The organism is Paenibacillus sp. FSL H7-0714 (genome assembly GCF_038003765.1).
Taxonomy (GTDB): domain Bacteria; phylum Bacillota; class Bacilli; order Paenibacillales; family Paenibacillaceae; genus Paenibacillus_AQ.
On sequence record NZ_JBBOPT010000001.1, the window covers coordinates 6,967,382 to 6,987,934 of the forward strand.

Consider the following 20,553-nt stretch of genomic DNA (forward strand, 5'->3'; position numbering starts at 1 on the left):
CCTAGCTAGGGAAATGGGGGCATCATTATGGCAAGACGACTATAGATCATCATGTTCGATATTACCTTTCATTGTTAAGTTTTCTTTGTTATATAGGAGGGTTTCAATGATTCAACTAAAATATCATTATATACGGTAATAGAAAAGCTCTCAAACGAAACGCATCGCCTGAGAGCATATTTATGTTATGAGTTTTGTTCCGATAATCCATTTACAGTTATACCAGCGGCGCTGGACTTCTTTTTATCCTGAGAAGCATGTAGCTTTACCATCACAAATCGTGCAAAAGGTTGGATCACTATACTTTCAGCGATCAGTACAATTAGGAAATTTCTTGGCCAATTCGCTAAGAAGTGATTGAACGTTTCAGAACTCAACCCGTTTCCGATGATGTCTCCAATAAAGGTCATCACAAATGACATTCCTAGTACGGTGAAAAGAATACGAAATAGAATTTTGGCGTTGAAGCTATCGCTAGGTTGTGTGAATTTAGCTGTCAGCTTTTCTGCGATACGCCCAATAACAACAGGCTCTATAATCATAACAATGACCCAAATGATCGGAAACACCTTAAGGATCGATAAAGCAACTTCCCCATTAAATTCTCCAACCGCTAAAATGATATTTAATGAAGACATAAACAGAACGGTTAGTGTACAAATAATTGCACCGTATAATGCCCCCTCTTTGCCGTTTCTCGGTAATCTTGTTTCTAGATTCATGATGTTCTTCCTTTCAAAATTGTCGGTAATAGTTTCGCAATAGTCTTTAAAGGTGCGGTAGATCGCTGAGTTTGACACAGCATGATCGCACCCTCAATCGAGGTTGTCATCAATAAAGCAATATCAGAAGCTAGTTCATTCGAGAAACCTTCAGTTGCAAGCTTCGTGTAGTAAATAGTCTGAATGTTCTCATAAAGTGAGTTACATGCTTGGCGGACAGGCTCACTGACCGTAGCCATTTCACTGACAATACTGCTAAATGTATAGCCTGTAAGCTTGCCCTCGGTTTCCAAGTTGTGAATTAACTTATTAAGCATGAATTGTGTGGCCTCTTGTGTAGAAGAATGCTTTTTGAAAATGTCCTCCATATCTATTGTTATTGCTTCCTTTAGGCTTTTTAGACAAGCAATTAATAGCTCTTCTTTTCCATTTGGAAAATGATGATAGAGCGCTCCTTTGGTAACATCACAAGCTTTTAAAATTTCACTAACGCCTACACTCTTATAACCTTTTTGTTGAAAAAGGAGTGTCGCCTTCTCAATCATTAGTGATTTTGTATCCATAATTACGTATTTCCCCCTAACATACCAACCGGTCTGTTTGTAATTATAACAATATAATATCCGTTAATGTAAGTGTTTTTTGCTTTTTTTCAAAAAAAGCATTGAAGTTTTCATGAAATACAGCAAAAAAAGACCCTAATCATGTTGTGCCGGAGGAGGCAAAGTTGCCGTCGCACATGGATTAATGTTATCATTCTGATGAAGTTATTTTACTTTAACTATGAAGGAGGAATACCTGATGAAAAAGAGATCCCTAAAATATTTATCTTTTGGTATTGGGTATTCTACTGCTGTTTTTTTCTAGAATTAATGATTGATAGGATAAGTCTGTCAAAAATTAAAACTAAAAAACAGTGGAGATATATAACCTAGCTATCGTTATGTATCTTCTATTTAAAGGAGACTTCATAAAAATGAACTTAAATAATCATGTGATCACAAGATATAATCCAGAAAATATTGCGAAACCCGTTGGTAACTACAGTCATGTAACAAAAATAAGCAGAAACGCTGAAATGTATGTATTTTCTGGTCAAATTGGAATCGATCAAAACAGTAATATCCCTACAGATTTTAATCAACAAGTAACAAATACGATGAGTAATATTGTAGAAGTCCTCTCTTCTCAAAAGCTGACTCCCGATAACGTAATCAAAATCAACATTTGGGCCACAGAAGAAATCGATTGGGATCATTTCTATGGAATTTGGAATAAAGTATTCGGGATGACGCCTCCTTCAATGACCATTGCTTATGTTAAAGGATTAGGTTTACCTGAATTGAAAATTGAATTAGATGTTTGGGCTGCAGGATAAACTATATTAAGCAGGACTAATTTAAAATACTGTACGCAAAACGAGCCTTAGAAGCAATTCTAAAGGCTCGTTTTTGTAATCTGACAGCAAAAAGAGCTCAGTCTCCTGAGCCCTTCAAATACATTTCTATCTTTTTATATCTGAAGAATTGTCCCAACCTTCAACGTTCTCGAGCCCCGGAATGCTGTCTTTATAGAAAACAGGATCCTTCCCTTCACGTTTCTGCTTTTTATAATCCTTCAAGGCGGCAAAGGCCACTTTAGATAATAGCAGGATGGCAATCAAATTCACGATAACCATGAAGCCCATAAATAAGTCGGCCAAATCCCATACCAATTGAACCTTTGCTACGGAACCAAAAATAATCATCGCCAAAACACTGTATCTATAGAATAGTAATACCTTTTTGTTGGAATTCAAAAATTCTATATTGGTCTCACCGTAATAATAATTTCCAATTAACGTGCTGAAAGCAAACAAAAAAATCATAATCGCTAGTGATCCGGATGCCCACGAACCAATATGCTCGCTTAATGCGGCTTGTGTCAGCTTGATTCCATCCAGCCCTGGCTGCTTATAGGCATCAGACAACAAGATAATGAACGCCGTACTCGAACAAATAAGTAACGTATCTGTGAGTACGCCTAGCGCTTGCATTAGCCCTTGCTTCACCGGATGACTCGTAGTTGCCGTTGCCGCAGCATTAGGCGCACTACCCATACCCGCTTCGTTAGAGAACAAACCACGCTTCACGCCCTGTAGAATTACTGCACCAAGAGAGCCACCAGCGACTTGTTCAAATCCGAAGGCACTTTTCACAATGAGTGCGAAAACTCCTGGGAGTTCTGTAATATTAATCAGCATAATAATAAGAGCAGCCCCAATGTAGATTCCTGCCATTACCACTACAATATATTCGGACATTCTTGCGATACGCTTAACACCGCCAAAGATAACCAGCGCAAAGGCAGCAGCCATTACAAGCCCGAGAATGGCCCGATTGGTGCCAAATGAATTCTCAAAGGCCACTGTGACCGTATTCGATTGGACCGCGTTAAATACAAGCCCGAAGGATAATGTAATCAGAACCGCGAATATCGCACCCATCCAGCGCTTGTTCAGGCCTTTCTCCATATAATAGGCAGGCCCACCGCGAAATCCGGTCTTATCCTTCACTTTATATACCTGTGCCAAAGTGCTTTCTATAAAACCGGACGCTGATCCAATAATGGCAATCACCCACATCCAGAAAATAGCCCCTGGACCACCTATGGCAATAGCAATTGCGATTCCCGTTATATTACCTGTCCCTACCCTCGCCGCCATACTAATGCAGAAGGCCTGGAAGGATGAAATACTATCTTTTGACCTTTCATTGGATCCTTTAAGAACCCGAAACATTTCTTTGAACATACCAAACTGTACAAATTTCGATCTTACGGTGAAATAAAGTCCACAAGCAATAAGAAGGATCACCAATATTTTCGACCACAAAAAATCATTTGTTACGCTAATCATACTATCTAAAAATTGTTGCATGTAATTCCGCCTCTCCATTCTGTCGATACCAAGTTGCTAAGCTTATAACACATAGTATTTTCAAATATAACAGTCATTATTTCAAATGCCAATAAAAATTGTAACTTTCATAACATCTCTTGTCAGTGGGTTTCGCATACTTTTCAGAATTCTGGTAGAAAATACTATTCATATCTGAAAAGAGGTGGAGCTTTGCCATATGGATAAGGAAAAAGAAGATATGATTTTAACGGATCGACAAGGTCATCCAATTACAGATAATCAAAATATACGAACGGTAGGAAATCGGGGGCCATCGACGCTCGAAAACTACCACTTTATCGAGAAAATATCTCATTTTGATCGAGAGCGTATTCCGGAACGTGTTGTGCATGCTAGGGGTGCAGGAGCCCACGGGTATTTTGAAGCTTATGGAAAAGTAGGCGATGAACCCGTCTCGAAATATACGCGTGCTAAGCTTTTTCAAGAAGCAGGCAAAAAAACACCTGTATTCGTAAGGTTTTCAACAGTGGTTCATGGCGTGTACTCTCCGGAGACCTTTCGTGATCCACGTGGCTTCGCCACAAAGTTCTATACAGATGATGGCAACTGGGACTTGGTCGGCAACAATCTGAAGATTTTCTTTATCCGTGATCCGCTGAAATTTCCTGACATGGTGCATGCTTTCAAGCCAGATCCCGTGACCAATCTGCAAAACCCAGAGCGGATGTTTGATTTCGTATCGAACTCTCCTGAAGCTACTCATATGATTACATTCCTGTTCTCTCCTTGGGGGATTCCAGCCAACTATCGGCAGATGCAGGGGTCTGGAGTTAATACCTATAAATGGGTGAATGAAAACGGCGAAGCCGTCTTAATCAAATACCATTGGGAGCCGCTGAAACATGGCATTAAGAATCTAACTCAGCAAGCCGCTGAGGATATACAAGCCAAAAACGTCAGCCATGCTACGCAGGATCTATATGAGGCTATTGCGCGTAAGGATTACCCTGAATGGGAGCTTTGTGTGCAAATCCTAAGTGACGATGAGCATCCTGAGCTCGATTTTGATCCACTCGATCCTACTAAGCTTTGGGATCATGAACGTTTTCCATTTTTATCTGTAGGGAAGATGGTTCTGGATCGAAACCCAGACAATTATTTTGCCGAGGTCGAACAGGTCGCTTTCGGGACTGGAGTTCTAGTAGACGGTCTGGATTTCTCGGATGACAAGCTGCTGCAAGGCCGGACGTTCTCCTATTCGGATACTCAGCGGCACCGGGTGGGCGCCAACTACATTCAATTACCGATCAATGCTCCAAAGACAAGGGTAGCGACGAATCAGCGGGATGGGCAAATGACTTATCATGTGGATAAGGCGCCTGAGCAAAACCCACATGTAAATTACGAACCTTCCTCGCTTGGCGGGTTAAAGGAGGCAGCTCCTTCTGGCAAAGATCATCAACCGATGTATAATGATCGACTAGTTCGCGACAAAATTAGTCGGACAAATGACTTCGGGCAAGCTGGTGATACCTATCGCAAGTTCGAGGATTGGGAACGGGATGAATTGATTCATAACCTGGTCGATGCCCTAAAAATATGTGCGCCTGTGATTCAAACCAATATGATTGAACATTTTACAAAAGCTGATCCAGACTACGGTCGCCGAGTGGCTGAAGGTCTTGCTCAAGCCAAAGCTGACCACAAGCATCTAGGTACTTCAGAGAATCGAGACGGCGCGGAAATTGCGGAGCAATCCGGTAAACAAACCGATGGCTATTAGAAGTTAAATGAAGGGTTAAGGGACCTGTTATAAGGGTTCTTTAACCTTTTTTTGATTTTAAGAGCTTTCGCTTTGCCATATTCACGTAACATATGAACACTATGATTATTGTGTAGCTAAGATCATAGGAGGAACAAACCGTGCAAAATACAACCATATTAATTACCGGTGGAACCGGATCTTGGGGACGACAACTCGTGAAACGGTTATTGGAAAGAGACCCAAAAGAAATCAGAATATTTTCCCGCAATGAGTCACTTCAAGTAGAACTACAACAGGAATATCATCATAATCCCAAACTAACGTTCATCATCGGTGATATACGTGATAAGCAAGAACTGATGCAAGCTTGCCATCAGGTAGATTATATCTATCATTTAGCGGCCTTGAAGCATGTCCCGATCTGCGAACAACAACCAGACAGTGCGATGAAGACTAACGTACTCGGAACTCAGCATGTGATTCAAGCCGCTATTAAACACGGCGTAAAAAAAGTAGTTTATGTTTCAACCGATAAAGCAGCGCAACCATCGAGCACCTACGGAATGACAAAATCACTCGGTGAAAAGCTAATGGTCCATGCCAATCTCAGACAAACCAAAACTCAGTTTGTATGTGTGAGAAGTGGCAATGTACTTGGCTCAACGGGTAGCGTGGTGCCTATTTTCAAACAAAGTATTGTGGATGGAGTAGACATTTCCCTTACAGATGCTAGAATGACTCGTTTTTTCTTAACCATAGATGATGCAATTACCCTACTCCTTAAAGCAACAGAAGAAAGCAGAGGCGGAGAAGTCTTTGTGACCAAAATGCCTGCTTGCAGCATTAAGGATCTTGCCCAGGTCTTAATTGACGACTTATCAACTAGCACGATCCAAATCAAGGAAACGGGGATACGTCCCGGTGAAAGCTTAAGTGAGGCCCTGATATCGGAATTTGAGAGTGCTTCTTCTATTCATCTGGATGATCACTATTATGTGATTCTCCCCCCTTTTCCTATAGAAGGTTTACAAGAAGCCTATGCCTCTTGCCCGCCTGTGGACTTCCAGAGCTATGATTCGAATCATGTGTTGATGAGCAAACCTGCGATAAAAGAAATGTTACAACAAGGTGGGTTTCTAGCATGAGTACCTCGATCGTATTTACAGGTGGAGGCTCCGCTGGACATGTATCCGGCAACCTCGTGTTGATCCCTAAGTGTTTAGCAGAGGATTGGGACGTCCATTATATAGGCTCCGAACAAGGAATTGAGCGTAAGCTTTTGTCTGACTACAAGGAGGAAGTGACCTACCATCCCATTCCCACAGGGAAATTGAGACGCTATTTCGATTGGAAGAATGTGACCGATGTATTCAAAATCATGAAGGGCATCTTTCAATCTTACCGACTCCTACGAACCATCAAACCAAGTGTGATTTTTTCTAAAGGTGGATTTGTTTCTGTACCGGTCGTGATTGGAGCCAAACTTAACAAAGTGCCCATCATTATTTATGAACCAGACTTAAATCTTGGACTAGCTAACAAAATATCACTTCCGTTTGCCACTCATCTGTGTACAAATTTTCTGGATACTGTAACCAAATCTGCTTCTCTCAAGGCCGTTCATGCGGGACCGCTCTTGAAGGAGCAATTCAAATTAGCTGATAAACAACGTGGTTTAGCCTTTTGCGGATTCACCTCTGCTAAGCCTGTTCTTCTTATTATGGGAGGAAGCCAAGGTTCACACAGCATTAACCAAATGGTGAACAATGTACTCGCTGAGTTGATAGACAAATTTCAAGTGGTTCATATTTGCGGGGAGGGAAAAGTTGATTATCACCTCTCGATGTCAGGCTACAAATCGTATGAATTCATTACAAGCTGTGAGCTGCCGCATTTATTAGCTATGGCGGATGTTGTCGTATCCCGTGCAGGCTCAAATTCTATGATGGAGCTTCTTTCTATGCAAAATCCAATGTTATTAATTCCTCACACGAATGGTGGCAGCCGCTCTGGTCAACTTGCCCAAGCGCAGTATTTTCAACAAACTGGACTCGCTGAAATGTTACTTGAAGAAGAGATGACTAATCAAACCTTTGTTCATTCGATTATGACGCTATACGAGAACCGCTCTACTTACAAAGATAAGATGAAGCCTTATGAGAACGGCAGAGGAGCCTATAAGGTAATGAATTTAATCAAACAAGTAAGCGGCGAGGACTTAACAATGATCAAGGCAGGTACGGTTTAGATGGGAATGAAGCTAGCGAATTGGTTGCTCCTCTGCTTTATCGCTGTCGTCTGTATTTTGGTTTATTTTGGACAAAGGGTCCTATAATAAACATCTCTAAATTGTACCGAACATTTTTCGAATGGGTATAATTAAAGCATCTATAATCTTAGGGGGAGAAACTCATGGAGAAACATCCGACGTTAGAAATGTATGACTACAATGTATGGGCTAATCAAACGATCATCCATCGCTTAAAGGAGTTGCCTAAAGACATTTATCATAAGGATATCCAGAGTGGTTTTTCTTCAGTAGCAAAGGTTGTGACGCATATTTATGTCGTGGAGAATATTTGGTTTGACTTGATTTCAGGGCGAACTAGGAATGAAGCTAAAGCATCAGCTGCCCAATTAGAGCCCTTGTTAGCAATAAAAGATATTGAAGAAATGGATGTCCTCTATCGTGAGCTAACCAGCAAAAATAAAATGGTGTTGGCTAGTCAAATAGATAAGGACCCCACTGTTGTGTTAGATCATCCAACTATGGGATCACTTGAGACATCCATTTCCGGTGCTATCTTCCACATCGTAAACCATGGCAGCTATCACCGTGGGAATATCGGGACTATGCTGCGACAAATGGACCACACCTCAGTGCTGCAGGATTATGTCGCCTATCTTTATAACGAGTCCAAATGATCATCGAGCTATTATCTTTGAGGCATCAATTAGCTACAGATTTAAAATATTGGTAGACCTGATTTAGCTTTTTGTCATGTTTACCTTTTGGACTCTCCATATTCCCAAACTCGAAAAACTTCACTTTTTTCATACCGCAATATTGAAATAATGCTTTTCTCATCAGCACCTTATGGGAATTGTTTAACCAATATAAAGGATAAAGGGTTGGCCCCTTCATGCTGGAAATACAAACCACGGACTTCCCTTTCAGCAGCCCTTCGGGGATAAGGCCGCCCTTTTCTCTATAAGCAAAATTAGAGGCAAACATTTGATCAATATACCCGAGCAGCATGGCTGGAGGCCGGCCCCACCAGATCGGATACACAAACACAATTTTGTCTGCCTGACGAATCTGCTCACGATACTTCTCAAACTTGGGATCGATATGCATGTCTCTTCTACGTTTATTTTCGTTAAAGACTAGCACCGGATCAAATTGCTCTTCATATAGATCAAGCACCTCGATGTTCGTGATCTTTCGATTTTCATTACTTCCTTGAATGACTTTATTGAGAAAAGCATAACTTAAACTTTTATGATTCGGATGAGTATAGATGACTAAAACGTTCATTGCTCCACCTCTTTAATTATCATTTGATAACAAAATCGTATCACAATCTTTATTTAGTTGTCAAATGATAATTGTATTATGATAATTATTTTGTTAAAGTTTACACTAAGAGGTGATCGTTATGGACAAAGAAGCGTTTTTTCATAAATTAGTGACCTTTACGACGGCAGTCCATGAAGTAACATTCGATTTAACCAAAGATGTTAGACCGGAAGGTATTACGCCCGTTCAATATAGTATTCTGGAGTATATTGCGGTCAGCCAGCCTGTTACCCTCAGTCAAATTAGTGATTGTAAGAATATCTCTATGCCGAACACGAGCCGTGAGCTCAAGAAATTAACAGAAAAGAATCTTTGTGAAAAGCTGGATGTCGCAGAAGATCGGCGTAAGCAAATGATTCGGTTGTCTGACGCTGGACAAGCGATGATGAACAAAGCTTTTGAACAGATCGGCGAACGTTTCCTGGACCGGATCAAGGATTCTTCTACTGAAGAACTGGAAGAAATCAACCGAGCACTCGATGTGCTTCAGTCCAAGGTGTTTAATAGCGACAATTGAGCAGATTAAAAAACAGAGCAGCTGCCTCCATTATAGGAGAACCGCTGCTCTGTTTTTTCGATCGTTTATTTGGCTGATTTATCAGCTCCACATTCAGCTAAATCGCCGAATCCACTATTTCACCAGTCCACCGATAAAGGACTCAAAATTGTCAGCTAAGCGTGTGATCTTGTATTTGTTATCTCGATCTACATGGATAACCTCGGGTTCGCCATCATTTCCAAACTCGCGGTAATCCAGCATGATTACTTCATTCTCAGAAAGACAATCACAAATCACCACACCAACCTCAGGATAACGTCCATTTTCAATCACAGTCCGGCTGCCTGAAGCTCCACACAGCGACTTATTCTTATCTCGTCCAATTCCAAGGATCCCTGAAATCGTAATAAATTCTTCTGTTCCCGGAATTGGGTACCGAGTGTTATGAGGAATTCCCCCATTATGTAGCTTCATCATTTCAACGTAGTATTTTGGCAGCTTAAAAACCAGCTCTTCTTCTACTGAAGCAATCATTGCATCTGTAGGCGATTCAGAGATATATTCTGAGAACGTATACTCGCTGTCATCCCAAAAGTTGGTGGTGTCGATCGCTACTACAGGCTTCTTTGCAGGTTTATTCACAGGCTTTTTCGTAGCTTTCTTAGCCAATTTTCGTTTGATCCATCCCAAAAACTCCAAGGTGTCCTCATCATCAGGCTCTAGCTCGTCTGCAATTGTAAATGCTTTTAAAGCTTCGTCGTACCGCTTCAGATAATAATAGGAAACTCCGATACGGTAATGCCAAAGCGGGTCACCTTCACCCTCTTCTTCAATGCTCAAATACTGCTCTAAAGCTTCTTCATATTGCCCGAGATTATTAAGCGCTCTGCCCAAATGACTAGTTAGAACATAATCTCTTTCCTCTTCAGGAATTTCCGTTATTGCATCCACGATTTCTTGAAATTCATCCTCTTCATGCCAAGTATCCAATTTTTCCAATAGCTCATCACTCATCATTAATACCTCCTAGTAACGATCACTCAAAATACCTATTAGAAATTATACCATTTATAGCCTATGCCCAGCCAATCACGCATTAAAGGCGAAATTCAGTTAAAAAAACAGACCACATAGCTCTTCTGCGGTCTGTTACGTATACACAAATTCATGAGCACCCTTCATTGCTTGTTTTCAATCCTCTGCATGAACTCTTCAACGGCGCTATAGCCAAGCTGCTTCAGATACCAGTTGTTGGCGGCAGCCTCGATCAGGCCGGCTACGTCGCGGCCGGGCTGAAGCTGGATTTCAATATGCGGAATTTGGACGCCAAGATAGTCTGTGAACTTCGGTTCAAGTTCGAGCTCATTATTCAAGGAATTCTCTCGCCAAGGAGACAACTCGATGTCGAGCACAATTCGCGTCTCATCCTGAAAGGCTCTACGCCCGTACTGGCGCACAACGTTAATCAGACCAATACTGCGCAGCGCTAGGAACTCGCGGGTCGTCTCGTTATGTGTGCCGAGAAGAGTTGCTGGTCCCAGCTTCTTCAGCACCACGATATCATCTGCTACAAACCGATGGCCTCTTCTAATGAGCGTATGCGCGGTTTCGCTTTTACCAATCCCCGACTTGCCCCTGAGTAGAACGCCTATGCCGGACACGTTTACACATACCCCATGAATTGAAAGCTCTGGCGCCAGCGCCTTCATCAGATAAGTGTCAATCTTTGCGATAATCTCTGTCGTCGTTTCCTGCGTCCGAAGCAGCGGGATACCTTCTTCTTCGCAGAAAAGAGTTAAATAGGGAATCTCCTGCTGACCTGTCGTCACAATAAAACATGGTGGATGATATTTGACGATATTACCAATATGTAACTTACGCTCTTCAACGCTTAGGGTTAACAGATAGTTGATTTCCTTGCAGCCCAATATTTGTACCCGCTTCGTTGGGAAAAAATCAAAGTAACCCACGAACTCCAGTCCAGGTCTATGCGTCTTTGAACGAGTGATTTCACGATCCATGCAGCTAGCACCTGCGAGCACTTCCAGCTTAAACGTTTCCGTAAGGCTTTGAACGGTAGTCGATTTCAAGGTTGTTCTCCTCCTGTGGCTGCGTATCTTGAATACGCAATACGGTTACCGGGATATATTCAACGACAAATGGGATGATTCCTGCAAAATAAACAAAAGACGTTCAATCACCGTTAAATGATTAAACGCCTTACGAATAGGACCTATTTACTCGTTAATGTAAGTGTTGACTCGGTTTTGAATCAGCTTGCTGACGTCTTCAGCGGATTTCTGACCACTCATATATGAATCAAACTCTTCAATTGCAATTGAAACAACCTTATGATCACTAGATAAATTCCTGCTTGCACCATCTAGAAGCTGATGTAATTCTTGGATTTTGCTTTCTACAGTCTCAGTATCAAACTTCTGTTCTAGAAGAGGTAGTGTTCCCGCTACTGCCTGCTGCTTAGCATCATTAAGCTGTTTCTCCACAGCTCCCTTATGCATCGCAAACCCTTGTACGACTGATGAAGATTGCATTTCCTCGGAAAGCATGAACTTAATAAAGTTCCAAGCTTCATCTTGAACCTTAGATTTGCTGTTAATACCTAAAGTGAAATATGACTTAAATGAAGTTCCACTATATTTTCCATTTACTGTTGGCTTTTGATATATTTTAAGCTTTGGATCAAGGACTTGGGACAGGCCTCCTATTGGATCGAAAAGGTTAGCATTGTTGAACAAGGTTTTGGTATAGTCGTACGTAAAATCATTACTAAGTACGCCCTCATCATACATCGATTTGATTTGCTTCATCATATCTCGAAACAGATCGGAATCGAAATTCGCTTGACCTTGATCAATGAGCTTATCATAATTAGCTTCTATATACTCCGCTAACATTTGAATCGGGAATAGATTAACAAATGCGAAATAATCCTCACCAACTTTTCCCTTAAGCTTCTTGGAAATATCTTTAAACTCATCCCATGTCCATGTCTGATCATCGATTTTAATGTTAGCTTGTTCTAACAACTCTGTATTCCCAGTTAGCGCGTCGATGACAAATGAGAATGGCATTGCATACAAACCATTACCATCTTGGGAGCCCTCAAAAATATTCTGATAGTACTGATTTCGATCAAAGTCAGCATCCTTATCCATCAGATCATAGAAATTAGTCAGCATGTTCTTGGCGACATATTTGTCCTGTGGTAGATCGTTCATTACGATCATGTCCGCCCCTTTGCCAGACATCATCTGTGTGCTCACTGTTTGTATATACTTCTCAACATCGCCCTTTGAGAATGCTTCTCCTGATTGACTCATTCCATCTTCATTCGTTTGGGGTCTAGCTAGATACTCTTTGATATCAATTTGTATATCTGGACGAATTTTTTTGTATTGCTTAACCGCCTCCTCTAAATAAGGAGTTACCGCCATAGTCGCAATCTCAATCTTCTTGCCATCCTGACCTGATTGTTCATTAGATGTTCCTTCTGTACCTGATCCCACGCTGCTGCTAGAGCATCCCGATAATACGACTATCATTGCTAATAAGGCCAATACCCATCTTCTATTCAAATTCATTCATCCCCTTCAATATACTCGGATTCTATTACCTTCTTGTAATGGTTCACTTGATTCAATAATGATCTCATCATCAGGACTTAACCCGCTCACAGCTACAACCTCATCCTCGGTTGAATCACCCGTTACAATATAAGCCTTGCGTGCATTAAACGTATTGCCGAGTGAGCTTTTCTTCTCCTCAATTACAAAGACATAGCTCCCTGTTGTATCTTTATGAACCCATTTCTTTGGTAACACATAACCTTTTTCATTTGACTCCTTCTTTATATCTAGACTGACTTGTTCGCCGCCTTTAATACCATCATCGGAGACAGAAACGACAACCTGATAACTGGATTTATCGGATGAATCTTCTTCACTGCTCTCTTGGGATGCAGCTTTAATCTCTTCAATTACACCGTTAACCAGTGTATTGTCTTTCGCCAATCGAACAGAAACCTTAGATCCAATCTCGAATAATGCCGTATTATCCGACTCGATAGCAAATGAAAATTCGAAGCCCTTGCCACTATCCAGTAAGGTCAGGATTGTCCCCCCTTGTGAGGCAGCCATGCTATCCTCTGCTGTAATCTTTGTGATTTTGCCATCAAAAGGGGCTATCAGCGTTTGTTTATCCACTTTTTCTTTACGCAGCTTATTCAATTTTTTTTGCGCCAGTTCAAGATCCATATTATCCAGCTCAAGAGCTCGCTCAGCCTTGGCAATCACTTGCTCATCACCACCTATCAATGCATTGAGCATATCCTCCTCAAGAATCTCCCGATTTAGCTTTTGTTTCTTAAGCGCCGTTTCCTCTTGATAAATCTGCTCATCCAGATCAGAGCTATCAAATGTAACGAGCTTTTGCCCCTTCTTAACCTCATCATTATCTTTTACATGTACCTTCACAATTTTAGAGCCAGTCTCATTCAACAAATCCACCTGCTTCCGAGGTGTTAAGACTCCACTCCCTTTAACCTGATGAACTAATGATTTCGAGGTAAGTTTCTCCGTAACTACTTTGGGCAGCGTCATCGTTTCGAGTGTGCTGCTAAAGAAAGTCAAACCAGCCAATATCGCAAAGAATAATACAAACAAAGCAGCCGTTAATCGTTGTCGCTTAGATGTGCTTGTCATCTCATTTCCCCTATCCTTTAATTCCAGAAAGCTCTATGCCCTCAATAAAATACCGTTCCGCCAAAAGAAACAAGAGAATCATAGGCATCATATACAAGACCGCAGCCGCAAAGGATACCCCAAGCGCATCTTCCTGCAGGCGAGATAGAAAAATGGACAAGGGCTGTAAATTGGCATCCTGCAGAAAGATCAGTGGCTGCTCCACCATATTCCAGTAATCTGCAAACAGCAGAACAATTAGCGCTGCCATGCCGGGTTTCACCATAGGCAAGACAATCCTGATAAAGGATCGGAAGTAACCTGCCCCATCCATTTGGGCTGCTTCCATATATGCCGTTGGAATTTGGAGCATAAATTGTCTGAGCAGGAACACACCAAACGCCGCAAATATCCCTGGTAAAATAATGGAGCTTGGACTATTAATCAGCCCTAGCCGATCGGACATGATATAGTTCGGCACAAGCGTGACCTGGAACGGCATGAGCATCGTGATCAGATACACAATAAATAAGGGCTCTCTGCCAGGAAATCGCAGCTTAGCAAATGCAAATGCCGCTAATGTTGCCACCACGACCTGACCTATAATGATTGGAAACACCATAAATACAGAGTTCCAGAACATACGAAGAAATTGCGAGGTTGAAATAAGCACCTTATAAAATTGCTCCAGCGAAACCCAATCTGGAATCAGCTTCAAATTCACAAAATCGTTCATCTGTGTATTACCTAACATGCCGTAATTCAGCATAATTTCCTTCTCCGTCATCAAGGAGCTTACCATTGTGAGCACAACCGGAAATAGCATTACCAGCGCGATTACGGCTAAGATAATAGTAAGTAGCAGTGTTCTTATCTGTTTCTTGTTCATCTACACCCCTCCCTTTACTCCATAAATGAACGGAACTTATGTTCAACTCGGAAGAGCATCAACACAATGACTAAAATGCAGAACACCATTAAGAAAGCTGCAGCCGACAGCTTCTGAATATCGAGCGATAAGAACATATTGTTCATATAGTGCTGAAGCATATAGATACTGTCATGAGGATAGTCACCCGCAACTAAATAAATTTCCCGAAATACCTTGAATGAGTTCAGAATCGACATCAGCATCACTAAAAATCCTGTCGGTATTAAATAAATCAAGGTGATCTGGTGCTTACGAGCCCAGCTTGCACCTTCCAGGTTTGCTATCTCATAATATTGATCTGGGATATTTTGCAGTCCAGCCAAGAATAGAACCACATTATAGCCAATGTTTTTCCATACATAGATAAAAATAATGACCCCTTGCGCCCACTCTGATTTCATCCAATCGATCCGCTCAATTCCAATCCACTCTAATGCATGATTGAAAAAACCATTCCAGTCGAATAGGATCTGCCATACGAGCACAATTGACGCTACTGGAACAACCAGTGGCAGTACATAAGAGGTACGCAGCCAATTCCGAAGGTAGACTCGTTTGTTAAGCAGCATGGCAAGAGCAAGTGACAACAGAATAAGGATCGGAACACCAATTATTGTGAACCAGAATGTATTCCCTGCCGCCTTTTGAAAGGACGAGCTAGCTAATAGGCTCTGATAATTGGCAAACGATAACCCTGCCTCACCACTTGGATTCTCAAATGAAAATACAACACTTTGACCAAACGGAATCAAATAAAATAGCGCAAACCCGATCAAACTCGGAGCAAGAAAGCAGAACGCCACAAGAATCTCCTTGCGAGCCAAATATGAAATTCTCACAGCCTCAACCTCCTTTCGAGCTTGTTCCATACAAGCAACATGTTTACCGTACAAATAACTATTCTATAGATCAGCTTCGGTATTAATTTGGAGCAATTGTGGAAAAAGTATGGAAAAGCCCGCTTGAAAGGACAAGTTTGTTAGAATAATAGATGTATTGGTCAGGAGGTCTGTTGATGAAGAACTATCAAATCGCAATCGTTGAAGATGATTGTCATATAAGAGATATCGTTGAGAATTATTTACAGAAGGAAGGCTATAGCACCCTATCGTTAGGTTCAGCAGAAGAAGCGCTCATGTTATGGAACACAGAGCGCCCGGATATGTGGATTCTAGACATCATGCTTCCAGGTATGAATGGCTATGAATTCTGCAAACAAATTCGTAAGGAAGCCGAAGTTCCTATTATTATGATCTCTGCTCGTGATGAGGAAGTAGATAAGATACTTGGACTTGAGCTTGGAAGCGATGATTATTTAACTAAGCCTTTCAGCCCACGTGAGCTGGTCGCACGAGTAAATCGTTTATTCCATCGGCTTAACTGCCTTACAGAAAGATCAGAACAGAGTATAGTCTCTTCTAAATCAAACGACCTCATCATCGATGAGCTTCGTCTAGTATTAGATAGTCGTCTGGTTTACTGGAGGTCTAAAGAAATTGAAATGACGGTGAAGGAATTTTCATTGCTTCATACCTTAGCAGCGCAACCGAATCGAGCTTTTTCTCGCAATGAGTTGTTAACATTAGTGTGGGGGGATGACTATTTCGGTAGCGATCGGGCAATTGACGATTTAGTCAAAAGACTTCGTCGTAAAATGGAAGACCTGCCTCTTGAAACCGTTTGGGGCTATGGTTATCGAATGCGCGTGGATGGAGTGAAGACATAACATGAAACTAATCTATAAGCTTCATTTATCATTTGGAATATTACTGGTATGCGTACTCGTGCTTACAGCTACATTCGTTTATCCTCTACTAATGGACACACTAATCAATAATCAAAGAGAAGAGCTAAGATCACAAGGCAGTGCAATGATGGAGTTGGTCAATTCGTTACCTGTTCAAGACCTAACACCTTCTCAGTCAGCAGCAGCTATCGTACAGCCGGCTCAAGAAATTAATAGATCCGTCGATGCGTTACTCATAGAGCCGAATCGTAATATATTATTTAGTACAATGACTGAAGCGCAGACACAGACATGGCTACCGCTCATTGAACAGCACTCAAGTCACAATCAGCAGGATTTATGGGAAAATGGACAGGAGAAATATATTGTTGAGACCTTAACTTCTAATCCACAGAATCTTGATCCAACTAGTGCTGTAACCGCAGCCACCCTTGTCTTGTCTACACCGCTAAGCAAAGTAAAATCATATCAATCAGAGCTTTTTACAAGAATGATGTTCATTATGGTGATTGGGGGCACTATTGCCTTTGGCCTAAGTTTATTTATTACCAAACGTCTCGTTACTCCTCTTGAGAAATTAAAGCTTGAGCTCAAAAAAGTTGAAAAACGCCAATTCGATGAGGTGCAGCTCATTCAAACTGGCGGGGAAATTGGTGAGGTAGCCCAAAGTGTCCATCATCTCGCAGGAGAACTTAAACAATACCATCATGCTCAAAGACAATTTTTCCAGAATGCTTCTCATGAACTTAAGACCCCACTAATGACGATTCAAGGTTATGCAGAGGGAATACGAGATGGTATTTTCACCGGGGATCGTGCTGACAATGGTCTTGATGTCATCTCAAGTGAATGTGAACGACTTAAGGGAATTGTTACAGAGATGATCTTGTTAGCCAAGCTTGAAAGTGAAGATGGTATTTTTGATCAAGAAGAAGTGTCAGTAGAACAATTAATCGATAAAACCGCCGATCGAATACGTCCATTAGCTATAAATGAGAGAGTTGACATCAAAGTAAAGTACGAAGTGGATAACCCGAGAAAACTTCATATTCATGGAGATTCGGAAAAACTATTACAAGCAGTACTAAATATTATGAGCAATGCGATCAGGCATGCATCACAAGCCGTGGATATAGAAATTTCGGAGCAGAATGGACAAGTGCAGATCGATGTCATAGATGATGGTCAAGGTATTCCTGATCAATTACTGCCTCAGCTATTTCAGCGTTTTATTAAAGGTAAGAATGGAGAAACGGGACTTGGACTCGCCATTTCACGTGCAATTGTTGAACGGTGCGACGGTACTATATCCGCTCATAACGGAGAGCATGGTGGAGCTATCTTTCGAATGAGTTTTCCTTCAAAATAAATGTCATTCTGATCCTCAAAGACTGTCATCGAATCGAATACGAACTCTTTCTATGATGCCGCCAGACAGCTCTATACTTTGTATGACTTTTTTGGCAAAGAGCCATACTAACCCTCACAGACTATGACTATCCCGAAGGAGAGTACTGATGAGCGAACAACAATGGCTGATTCCAGCAACCAAGGGATTGGGCTTCAAGTTGGACAAAGGGCAGATCGTCCGGGTAACCGATGTAGAAGGAGAGCAGGTAGCAGATTTCGCTGCTTATAACGCCGTTCGCCCTAATGAGCGAATTGACCCTGGTGTGACGATAGATGCTCTAGGCAAGATGAATGTGCTTCCGGGGGACATCCTCTATTCCAACCAATACAGACCACTGCTTACGATTATTAAGGATACTGTGGGCCGCCATGATTTCATTAACTCTGCCTGCCGTCCCGAGATGTATGAGGTGCTGTATAACAAAAAGGAACACGACAGCTGCTACAATAACCTGAATGAGGCGCTGGAGGAGTTTGGCCTGCCCGCTCCCGATCAGCATTATCCGTTTAATCTTTTTATGAATACTGTCATTGATCCTTCTGGAAAAGTCAGCGTGGAGCGACCGCTTTCTAAAGCTGGGGATTATATTGAGTTGCGGGCTGAGATGGATCTGATCATTGCCATATCGGCTTGTCCCTGCTCCGAAAGTGTCTGCAACGGGTATAAATGTACACCGATTGCCGTGGAGATCCTTTAGAGTATGTCGCAAAGAGGTTCGTGCCAAATGGCTCGTCTTCTAACTTACCTACTTCTTGAATAGAATGACTTGTACAAGTTAACATCTCATTCAAGGAGCGATGACCATGAATAGCTTTTTAACCTATATCGTACTCGGAATATCGTTATCTGCACCGATTGGTCCCATCAATGCAGCCCAGCTCGACCGGGGAGCGCGGATGGGATTTTTCCAATCCTGGATGATCGGACTGGGGGCTATGTGTGCGGATTTAGTGTATATGCTACTCATTTACTTTGGACTAGCCCACTTTCTGAATACCCCGTTTATGAAAACCTTCCTGTGGACATTCGGCAGCTTCGTTCTCCTTTATACCGGAATTGACACCTTAAAAAATATCAATGCCGTGCCTGGATCCGCCTCACGAGGTGCACAGACCGGCACTAGCGCCTTCCGTTCAGGCTTTTTGATGGCACTAATGAACCCACTCAGCATTCTGTTCTGGTTAGGTATCTACGGCTCCATTCTGGCCAAAAGCATAGAAAATCAACATTTCGATCAGGTGCTGTGGAACAGCATGGGTATTTTTGTCGGCATCCTACTCTGGGATGTGGTGATGGCGATGCTGTCTAGCTTCTTTCATCGGTTCACCGGCCCTTCTATGCTCCGGTTCATTTCCCTTGCCGCGGGGATTTGCCTTCTTGGTTTTGGCATCTACTTCGGTTCTCAGGCATTTATACAGTTGTTTGGCTAATAGGTTCAACCAGCAAGAGCTTTCCTAGGCCTTCACCCATCTCCCTCCCTTCGCATAGGATGTTTTGAACTTAACGAGGAGGGTGTTTTTGGATGGCCCATTTGAACACAAAGGTCTGGCTGGATGAACATCTGGCTGAGCTGCCGTACTGGCAGCAGGATGCTTTTCGTCAATTTACATCTATGATTGCAGATCCCGAAGGCAAATATCCCTGTATTCCGGGACGTCAGGGGTTTCTGTCCAATCATTTGCGTTTTGGCTTCGTAGCTGATCCACGAAGTGAAGAGTCTGCAATAGAGGTCGCTCAATTACTTCGTCAATATGGGGAATGCTCGCGGGATACCGGCAAATATGCTTCCCTTGTTTTATTTTTTGAAACTCCGGAAGATTTGGCGGAAGGTTTCTCCATTGAGGAATATGAGAATTTGTTCTGGTCCATTCTGGGCCGCGTCAGTGCGGTGGACACGGTGCCCTGGCCGGATGAAATTTCTACAGATCCCTCCCATCCTTCGTGGGAGTTCTGCTTTGATGGGCACCCGTATTTCGCGTTCTGCGCAACCCCGGCACATGAGCTGCGGAGAAGCCGCCATACCCCTTATTTTGTCATTGCTTTTCAGCCGCGTTGGGTGTTCGAGAATATTAATGATTCTACCGCATTTGGCCGCAATATGAAGAAGCAGATCCGCAAGAAGCTTGCTGACTACGACAGTGTTCCCGCACATCCCTCCCTTCAATGGTATGGGCAGGAGGATAGCCTGGAATGGAAGCAATATTTTCTGCGAGATGACGAAAGTGCGCCGTCTAAATGTCCATATACTTATATGAAGAACAAGTTCAAAGCAATAGGAATTAAATTTCACTCTTAAGCG

Annotated in this window: 21 protein-coding genes; 11 read left to right on the forward strand and 10 right to left on the reverse strand. The window is 42.1% G+C overall.

The annotated features are described in order from the left end of the window. Positions 1 to 185 precede the first annotated feature (185 nt). Positions 186 to 722 (reverse strand): DUF2798 domain-containing protein, encoded by a 537-nt coding sequence (locus tag NST34_RS31345; RefSeq protein WP_076284984.1) that lies wholly within the window; start codon positions 720 to 722, stop codon positions 186 to 188. Then, positions 719 to 1,285, reverse strand: a complete 567-nt coding sequence (locus NST34_RS31350; protein WP_076284985.1) for a TetR/AcrR family transcriptional regulator — start codon at positions 1,283 to 1,285, stop codon at positions 719 to 721. The genes NST34_RS31345 and NST34_RS31350 overlap by 4 nt, the downstream gene beginning before the upstream one ends. 413 nt (positions 1,286 to 1,698) lie before the next feature. Between NST34_RS31350 and NST34_RS31355 the strand changes: the two genes are divergently transcribed. Then, a complete protein-coding gene (locus NST34_RS31355) occupies positions 1,699 to 2,100 on the forward strand; it encodes a RidA family protein (protein WP_076298049.1) in 402 nt (133 codons plus the stop codon). Between the two features lie 126 nt (positions 2,101 to 2,226). Here the strand turns inward: NST34_RS31355 and NST34_RS31360 are convergent, their stop codons facing one another. Next, entirely contained in the window at positions 2,227 to 3,639 is a 1,413-nt protein-coding gene (locus NST34_RS31360; RefSeq protein ID WP_076284987.1) for an alanine/glycine:cation symporter family protein, read from the reverse strand. 199 nt (positions 3,640 to 3,838) lie between these two features. On the opposite strand from NST34_RS31360, the gene NST34_RS31365 reads away from it, so the two are divergent. The 4 genes from NST34_RS31365 to NST34_RS31380 all read left to right on the forward strand — a co-directional run bounded on the left by NST34_RS31365 (position 3,839) and on the right by NST34_RS31380 (position 8,311). Then, a complete protein-coding gene (locus NST34_RS31365) occupies positions 3,839 to 5,404 on the forward strand; it encodes a catalase (RefSeq protein ID WP_341129453.1) in 1,566 nt (521 codons plus the stop codon). 140 nt (positions 5,405 to 5,544) lie between these two features. Further along, positions 5,545 to 6,531, forward strand: coding sequence for an SDR family NAD(P)-dependent oxidoreductase (locus tag NST34_RS31370; protein WP_042192925.1), 987 nt, complete (start codon positions 5,545 to 5,547; stop codon positions 6,529 to 6,531). Beyond that, positions 6,528 to 7,634, forward strand: coding sequence for an undecaprenyldiphospho-muramoylpentapeptide beta-N-acetylglucosaminyltransferase (locus tag NST34_RS31375; protein WP_341129454.1), 1,107 nt, complete (start codon positions 6,528 to 6,530; stop codon positions 7,632 to 7,634). The genes NST34_RS31370 and NST34_RS31375 overlap by 4 nt, the downstream gene beginning before the upstream one ends. Positions 7,635 to 7,798: 164 nt before the next feature. Beyond that, the gene (locus NST34_RS31380; RefSeq protein ID WP_341129455.1) at positions 7,799 to 8,311 is read left to right on the forward strand and encodes a DinB family protein; all 513 of its coding nucleotides are present in this window, start codon (positions 7,799 to 7,801) and stop codon (positions 8,309 to 8,311) included. Positions 8,312 to 8,336: 25 nt separating this feature from the next. Here NST34_RS31380 and NST34_RS31385 read toward each other — a convergent pair whose 3' ends face one another. After that, positions 8,337 to 8,924 carry an NAD(P)H-dependent oxidoreductase gene (locus tag NST34_RS31385; RefSeq protein WP_149645498.1) on the reverse strand — a complete coding sequence of 196 codons (588 nt, stop codon included), beginning with the start codon at positions 8,922 to 8,924 and terminating at the stop codon, positions 8,337 to 8,339. 121 nt (positions 8,925 to 9,045) lie between these two features. Between NST34_RS31385 and NST34_RS31390 the strand changes: the two genes are divergently transcribed. Beyond that, a complete protein-coding gene (locus NST34_RS31390) occupies positions 9,046 to 9,483 on the forward strand; it encodes a MarR family winged helix-turn-helix transcriptional regulator (RefSeq protein ID WP_042192933.1) in 438 nt (145 codons plus the stop codon). A gap of 114 nt (positions 9,484 to 9,597) precedes the next feature. Here NST34_RS31390 and NST34_RS31395 read toward each other — a convergent pair whose 3' ends face one another. The 6 genes from NST34_RS31395 to NST34_RS31420 all read right to left on the reverse strand — a co-directional run bounded on the left by NST34_RS31395 (position 9,598) and on the right by NST34_RS31420 (position 15,965). Beyond that, positions 9,598 to 10,479 (reverse strand): SMI1/KNR4 family protein, encoded by an 882-nt coding sequence (locus tag NST34_RS31395; protein ID WP_341129620.1) that lies wholly within the window; start codon positions 10,477 to 10,479, stop codon positions 9,598 to 9,600. 164 nt (positions 10,480 to 10,643) lie between these two features. Next, positions 10,644 to 11,555: an HPr(Ser) kinase/phosphatase gene (hprK, locus tag NST34_RS31400; protein ID WP_076298055.1), complete on the reverse strand. Its 912-nt coding sequence runs from the start codon at positions 11,553 to 11,555 to the stop codon at positions 10,644 to 10,646. Positions 11,556 to 11,702: 147 nt separating this feature from the next. Continuing rightward, positions 11,703 to 13,061, reverse strand: coding sequence for an ABC transporter substrate-binding protein (locus NST34_RS31405; RefSeq protein WP_339267934.1), 1,359 nt, complete (start codon positions 13,059 to 13,061; stop codon positions 11,703 to 11,705). A gap of 15 nt (positions 13,062 to 13,076) precedes the next feature. Continuing rightward, positions 13,077 to 14,186 (reverse strand): efflux RND transporter periplasmic adaptor subunit, encoded by a 1,110-nt coding sequence (locus NST34_RS31410; RefSeq protein WP_341129456.1) that lies wholly within the window; start codon positions 14,184 to 14,186, stop codon positions 13,077 to 13,079. Between the two features lie 10 nt (positions 14,187 to 14,196). Next, positions 14,197 to 15,054, reverse strand: a complete 858-nt coding sequence (locus NST34_RS31415; RefSeq protein ID WP_042192943.1) for a carbohydrate ABC transporter permease — start codon at positions 15,052 to 15,054, stop codon at positions 14,197 to 14,199. Between the two features lie 14 nt (positions 15,055 to 15,068). After that, the gene (locus tag NST34_RS31420) at positions 15,069 to 15,965 is read right to left on the reverse strand and encodes a carbohydrate ABC transporter permease (RefSeq protein ID WP_445667682.1); all 897 of its coding nucleotides are present in this window, start codon (positions 15,963 to 15,965) and stop codon (positions 15,069 to 15,071) included. A 146-nt stretch (positions 15,966 to 16,111) separates the two neighbouring features. Here NST34_RS31420 and NST34_RS31425 point away from each other — a divergent pair, with 146 nt between their 5' ends. The 5 genes from NST34_RS31425 (at position 16,112) to NST34_RS31445 (ending at position 20,550) form a co-directional block, all read left to right on the forward strand. After that, positions 16,112 to 16,822, forward strand: coding sequence for a response regulator transcription factor (locus NST34_RS31425; protein ID WP_076284998.1), 711 nt, complete (start codon positions 16,112 to 16,114; stop codon positions 16,820 to 16,822). Position 16,823: 1 nt separating this feature from the next. Continuing rightward, positions 16,824 to 18,212: a sensor histidine kinase gene (locus NST34_RS31430; protein WP_341129458.1), complete on the forward strand. Its 1,389-nt coding sequence runs from the start codon at positions 16,824 to 16,826 to the stop codon at positions 18,210 to 18,212. A gap of 148 nt (positions 18,213 to 18,360) precedes the next feature. After that, positions 18,361 to 18,951 (forward strand): DUF1989 domain-containing protein, encoded by a 591-nt coding sequence (locus NST34_RS31435; protein ID WP_076298061.1) that lies wholly within the window; start codon positions 18,361 to 18,363, stop codon positions 18,949 to 18,951. Positions 18,952 to 19,057: 106 nt separating this feature from the next. After that, positions 19,058 to 19,684 carry a LysE family transporter gene (locus tag NST34_RS31440; RefSeq protein WP_076285001.1) on the forward strand — a complete coding sequence of 209 codons (627 nt, stop codon included), beginning with the start codon at positions 19,058 to 19,060 and terminating at the stop codon, positions 19,682 to 19,684. Positions 19,685 to 19,776: 92 nt separating this feature from the next. Continuing rightward, positions 19,777 to 20,550, forward strand: a complete 774-nt coding sequence (locus NST34_RS31445) for a YqcI/YcgG family protein (RefSeq protein ID WP_341129459.1) — start codon at positions 19,777 to 19,779, stop codon at positions 20,548 to 20,550. The last annotated feature ends 3 nt before the right edge of the window (positions 20,551 to 20,553 follow it).

Excerpts from the sequence above, each read along its gene's own strand:
- NST34_RS31345 (WP_076284984.1), bottom strand. The coding sequence starts at position 722 with ATGAATCTAGAAACAAGATTACCGAGAAACGGCAAAGAGGGGGCATTA.
- NST34_RS31350 (WP_076284985.1), bottom strand. The coding sequence starts at position 1,285 with ATGGATACAAAATCACTAATGATTGAGAAGGCGACACTCCTTTTTCAA.
- NST34_RS31355 (WP_076298049.1), top strand. The coding sequence starts at position 1,699 with ATGAACTTAAATAATCATGTGATCACAAGATATAATCCAGAAAATATT.
- NST34_RS31360 (WP_076284987.1), bottom strand. The coding sequence starts at position 3,639 with ATGCAACAATTTTTAGATAGTATGATTAGCGTAACAAATGATTTTTTG.
- NST34_RS31365 (WP_341129453.1), top strand. The coding sequence starts at position 3,839 with ATGGATAAGGAAAAAGAAGATATGATTTTAACGGATCGACAAGGTCAT.
- NST34_RS31375 (WP_341129454.1), top strand. The coding sequence starts at position 6,528 with ATGAGTACCTCGATCGTATTTACAGGTGGAGGCTCCGCTGGACATGTA.
- NST34_RS31380 (WP_341129455.1), top strand. The coding sequence starts at position 7,799 with ATGGAGAAACATCCGACGTTAGAAATGTATGACTACAATGTATGGGCT.
- NST34_RS31385 (WP_149645498.1), bottom strand. The coding sequence starts at position 8,924 with ATGAACGTTTTAGTCATCTATACTCATCCGAATCATAAAAGTTTAAGT.
- NST34_RS31390 (WP_042192933.1), top strand. The coding sequence starts at position 9,046 with ATGGACAAAGAAGCGTTTTTTCATAAATTAGTGACCTTTACGACGGCA.
- NST34_RS31395 (WP_341129620.1), bottom strand. The coding sequence starts at position 10,479 with ATGAGTGATGAGCTATTGGAAAAATTGGATACTTGGCATGAAGAGGAT.
- NST34_RS31410 (WP_341129456.1), bottom strand. The coding sequence starts at position 14,186 with ATGACAAGCACATCTAAGCGACAACGATTAACGGCTGCTTTGTTTGTA.
- NST34_RS31415 (WP_042192943.1), bottom strand. The coding sequence starts at position 15,054 with ATGAACAAGAAACAGATAAGAACACTGCTACTTACTATTATCTTAGCC.
- NST34_RS31420 (WP_445667682.1), bottom strand. The coding sequence starts at position 15,965 with ATGGAACAAGCTCGAAAGGAGGTTGAGGCTGTGAGAATTTCATATTTG.
- NST34_RS31425 (WP_076284998.1), top strand. The coding sequence starts at position 16,112 with ATGAAGAACTATCAAATCGCAATCGTTGAAGATGATTGTCATATAAGA.
- NST34_RS31430 (WP_341129458.1), top strand. The coding sequence starts at position 16,824 with ATGAAACTAATCTATAAGCTTCATTTATCATTTGGAATATTACTGGTA.
- NST34_RS31435 (WP_076298061.1), top strand. The coding sequence starts at position 18,361 with ATGAGCGAACAACAATGGCTGATTCCAGCAACCAAGGGATTGGGCTTC.
- NST34_RS31440 (WP_076285001.1), top strand. The coding sequence starts at position 19,058 with ATGAATAGCTTTTTAACCTATATCGTACTCGGAATATCGTTATCTGCA.
- NST34_RS31445 (WP_341129459.1), top strand. The coding sequence starts at position 19,777 with ATGGCCCATTTGAACACAAAGGTCTGGCTGGATGAACATCTGGCTGAG.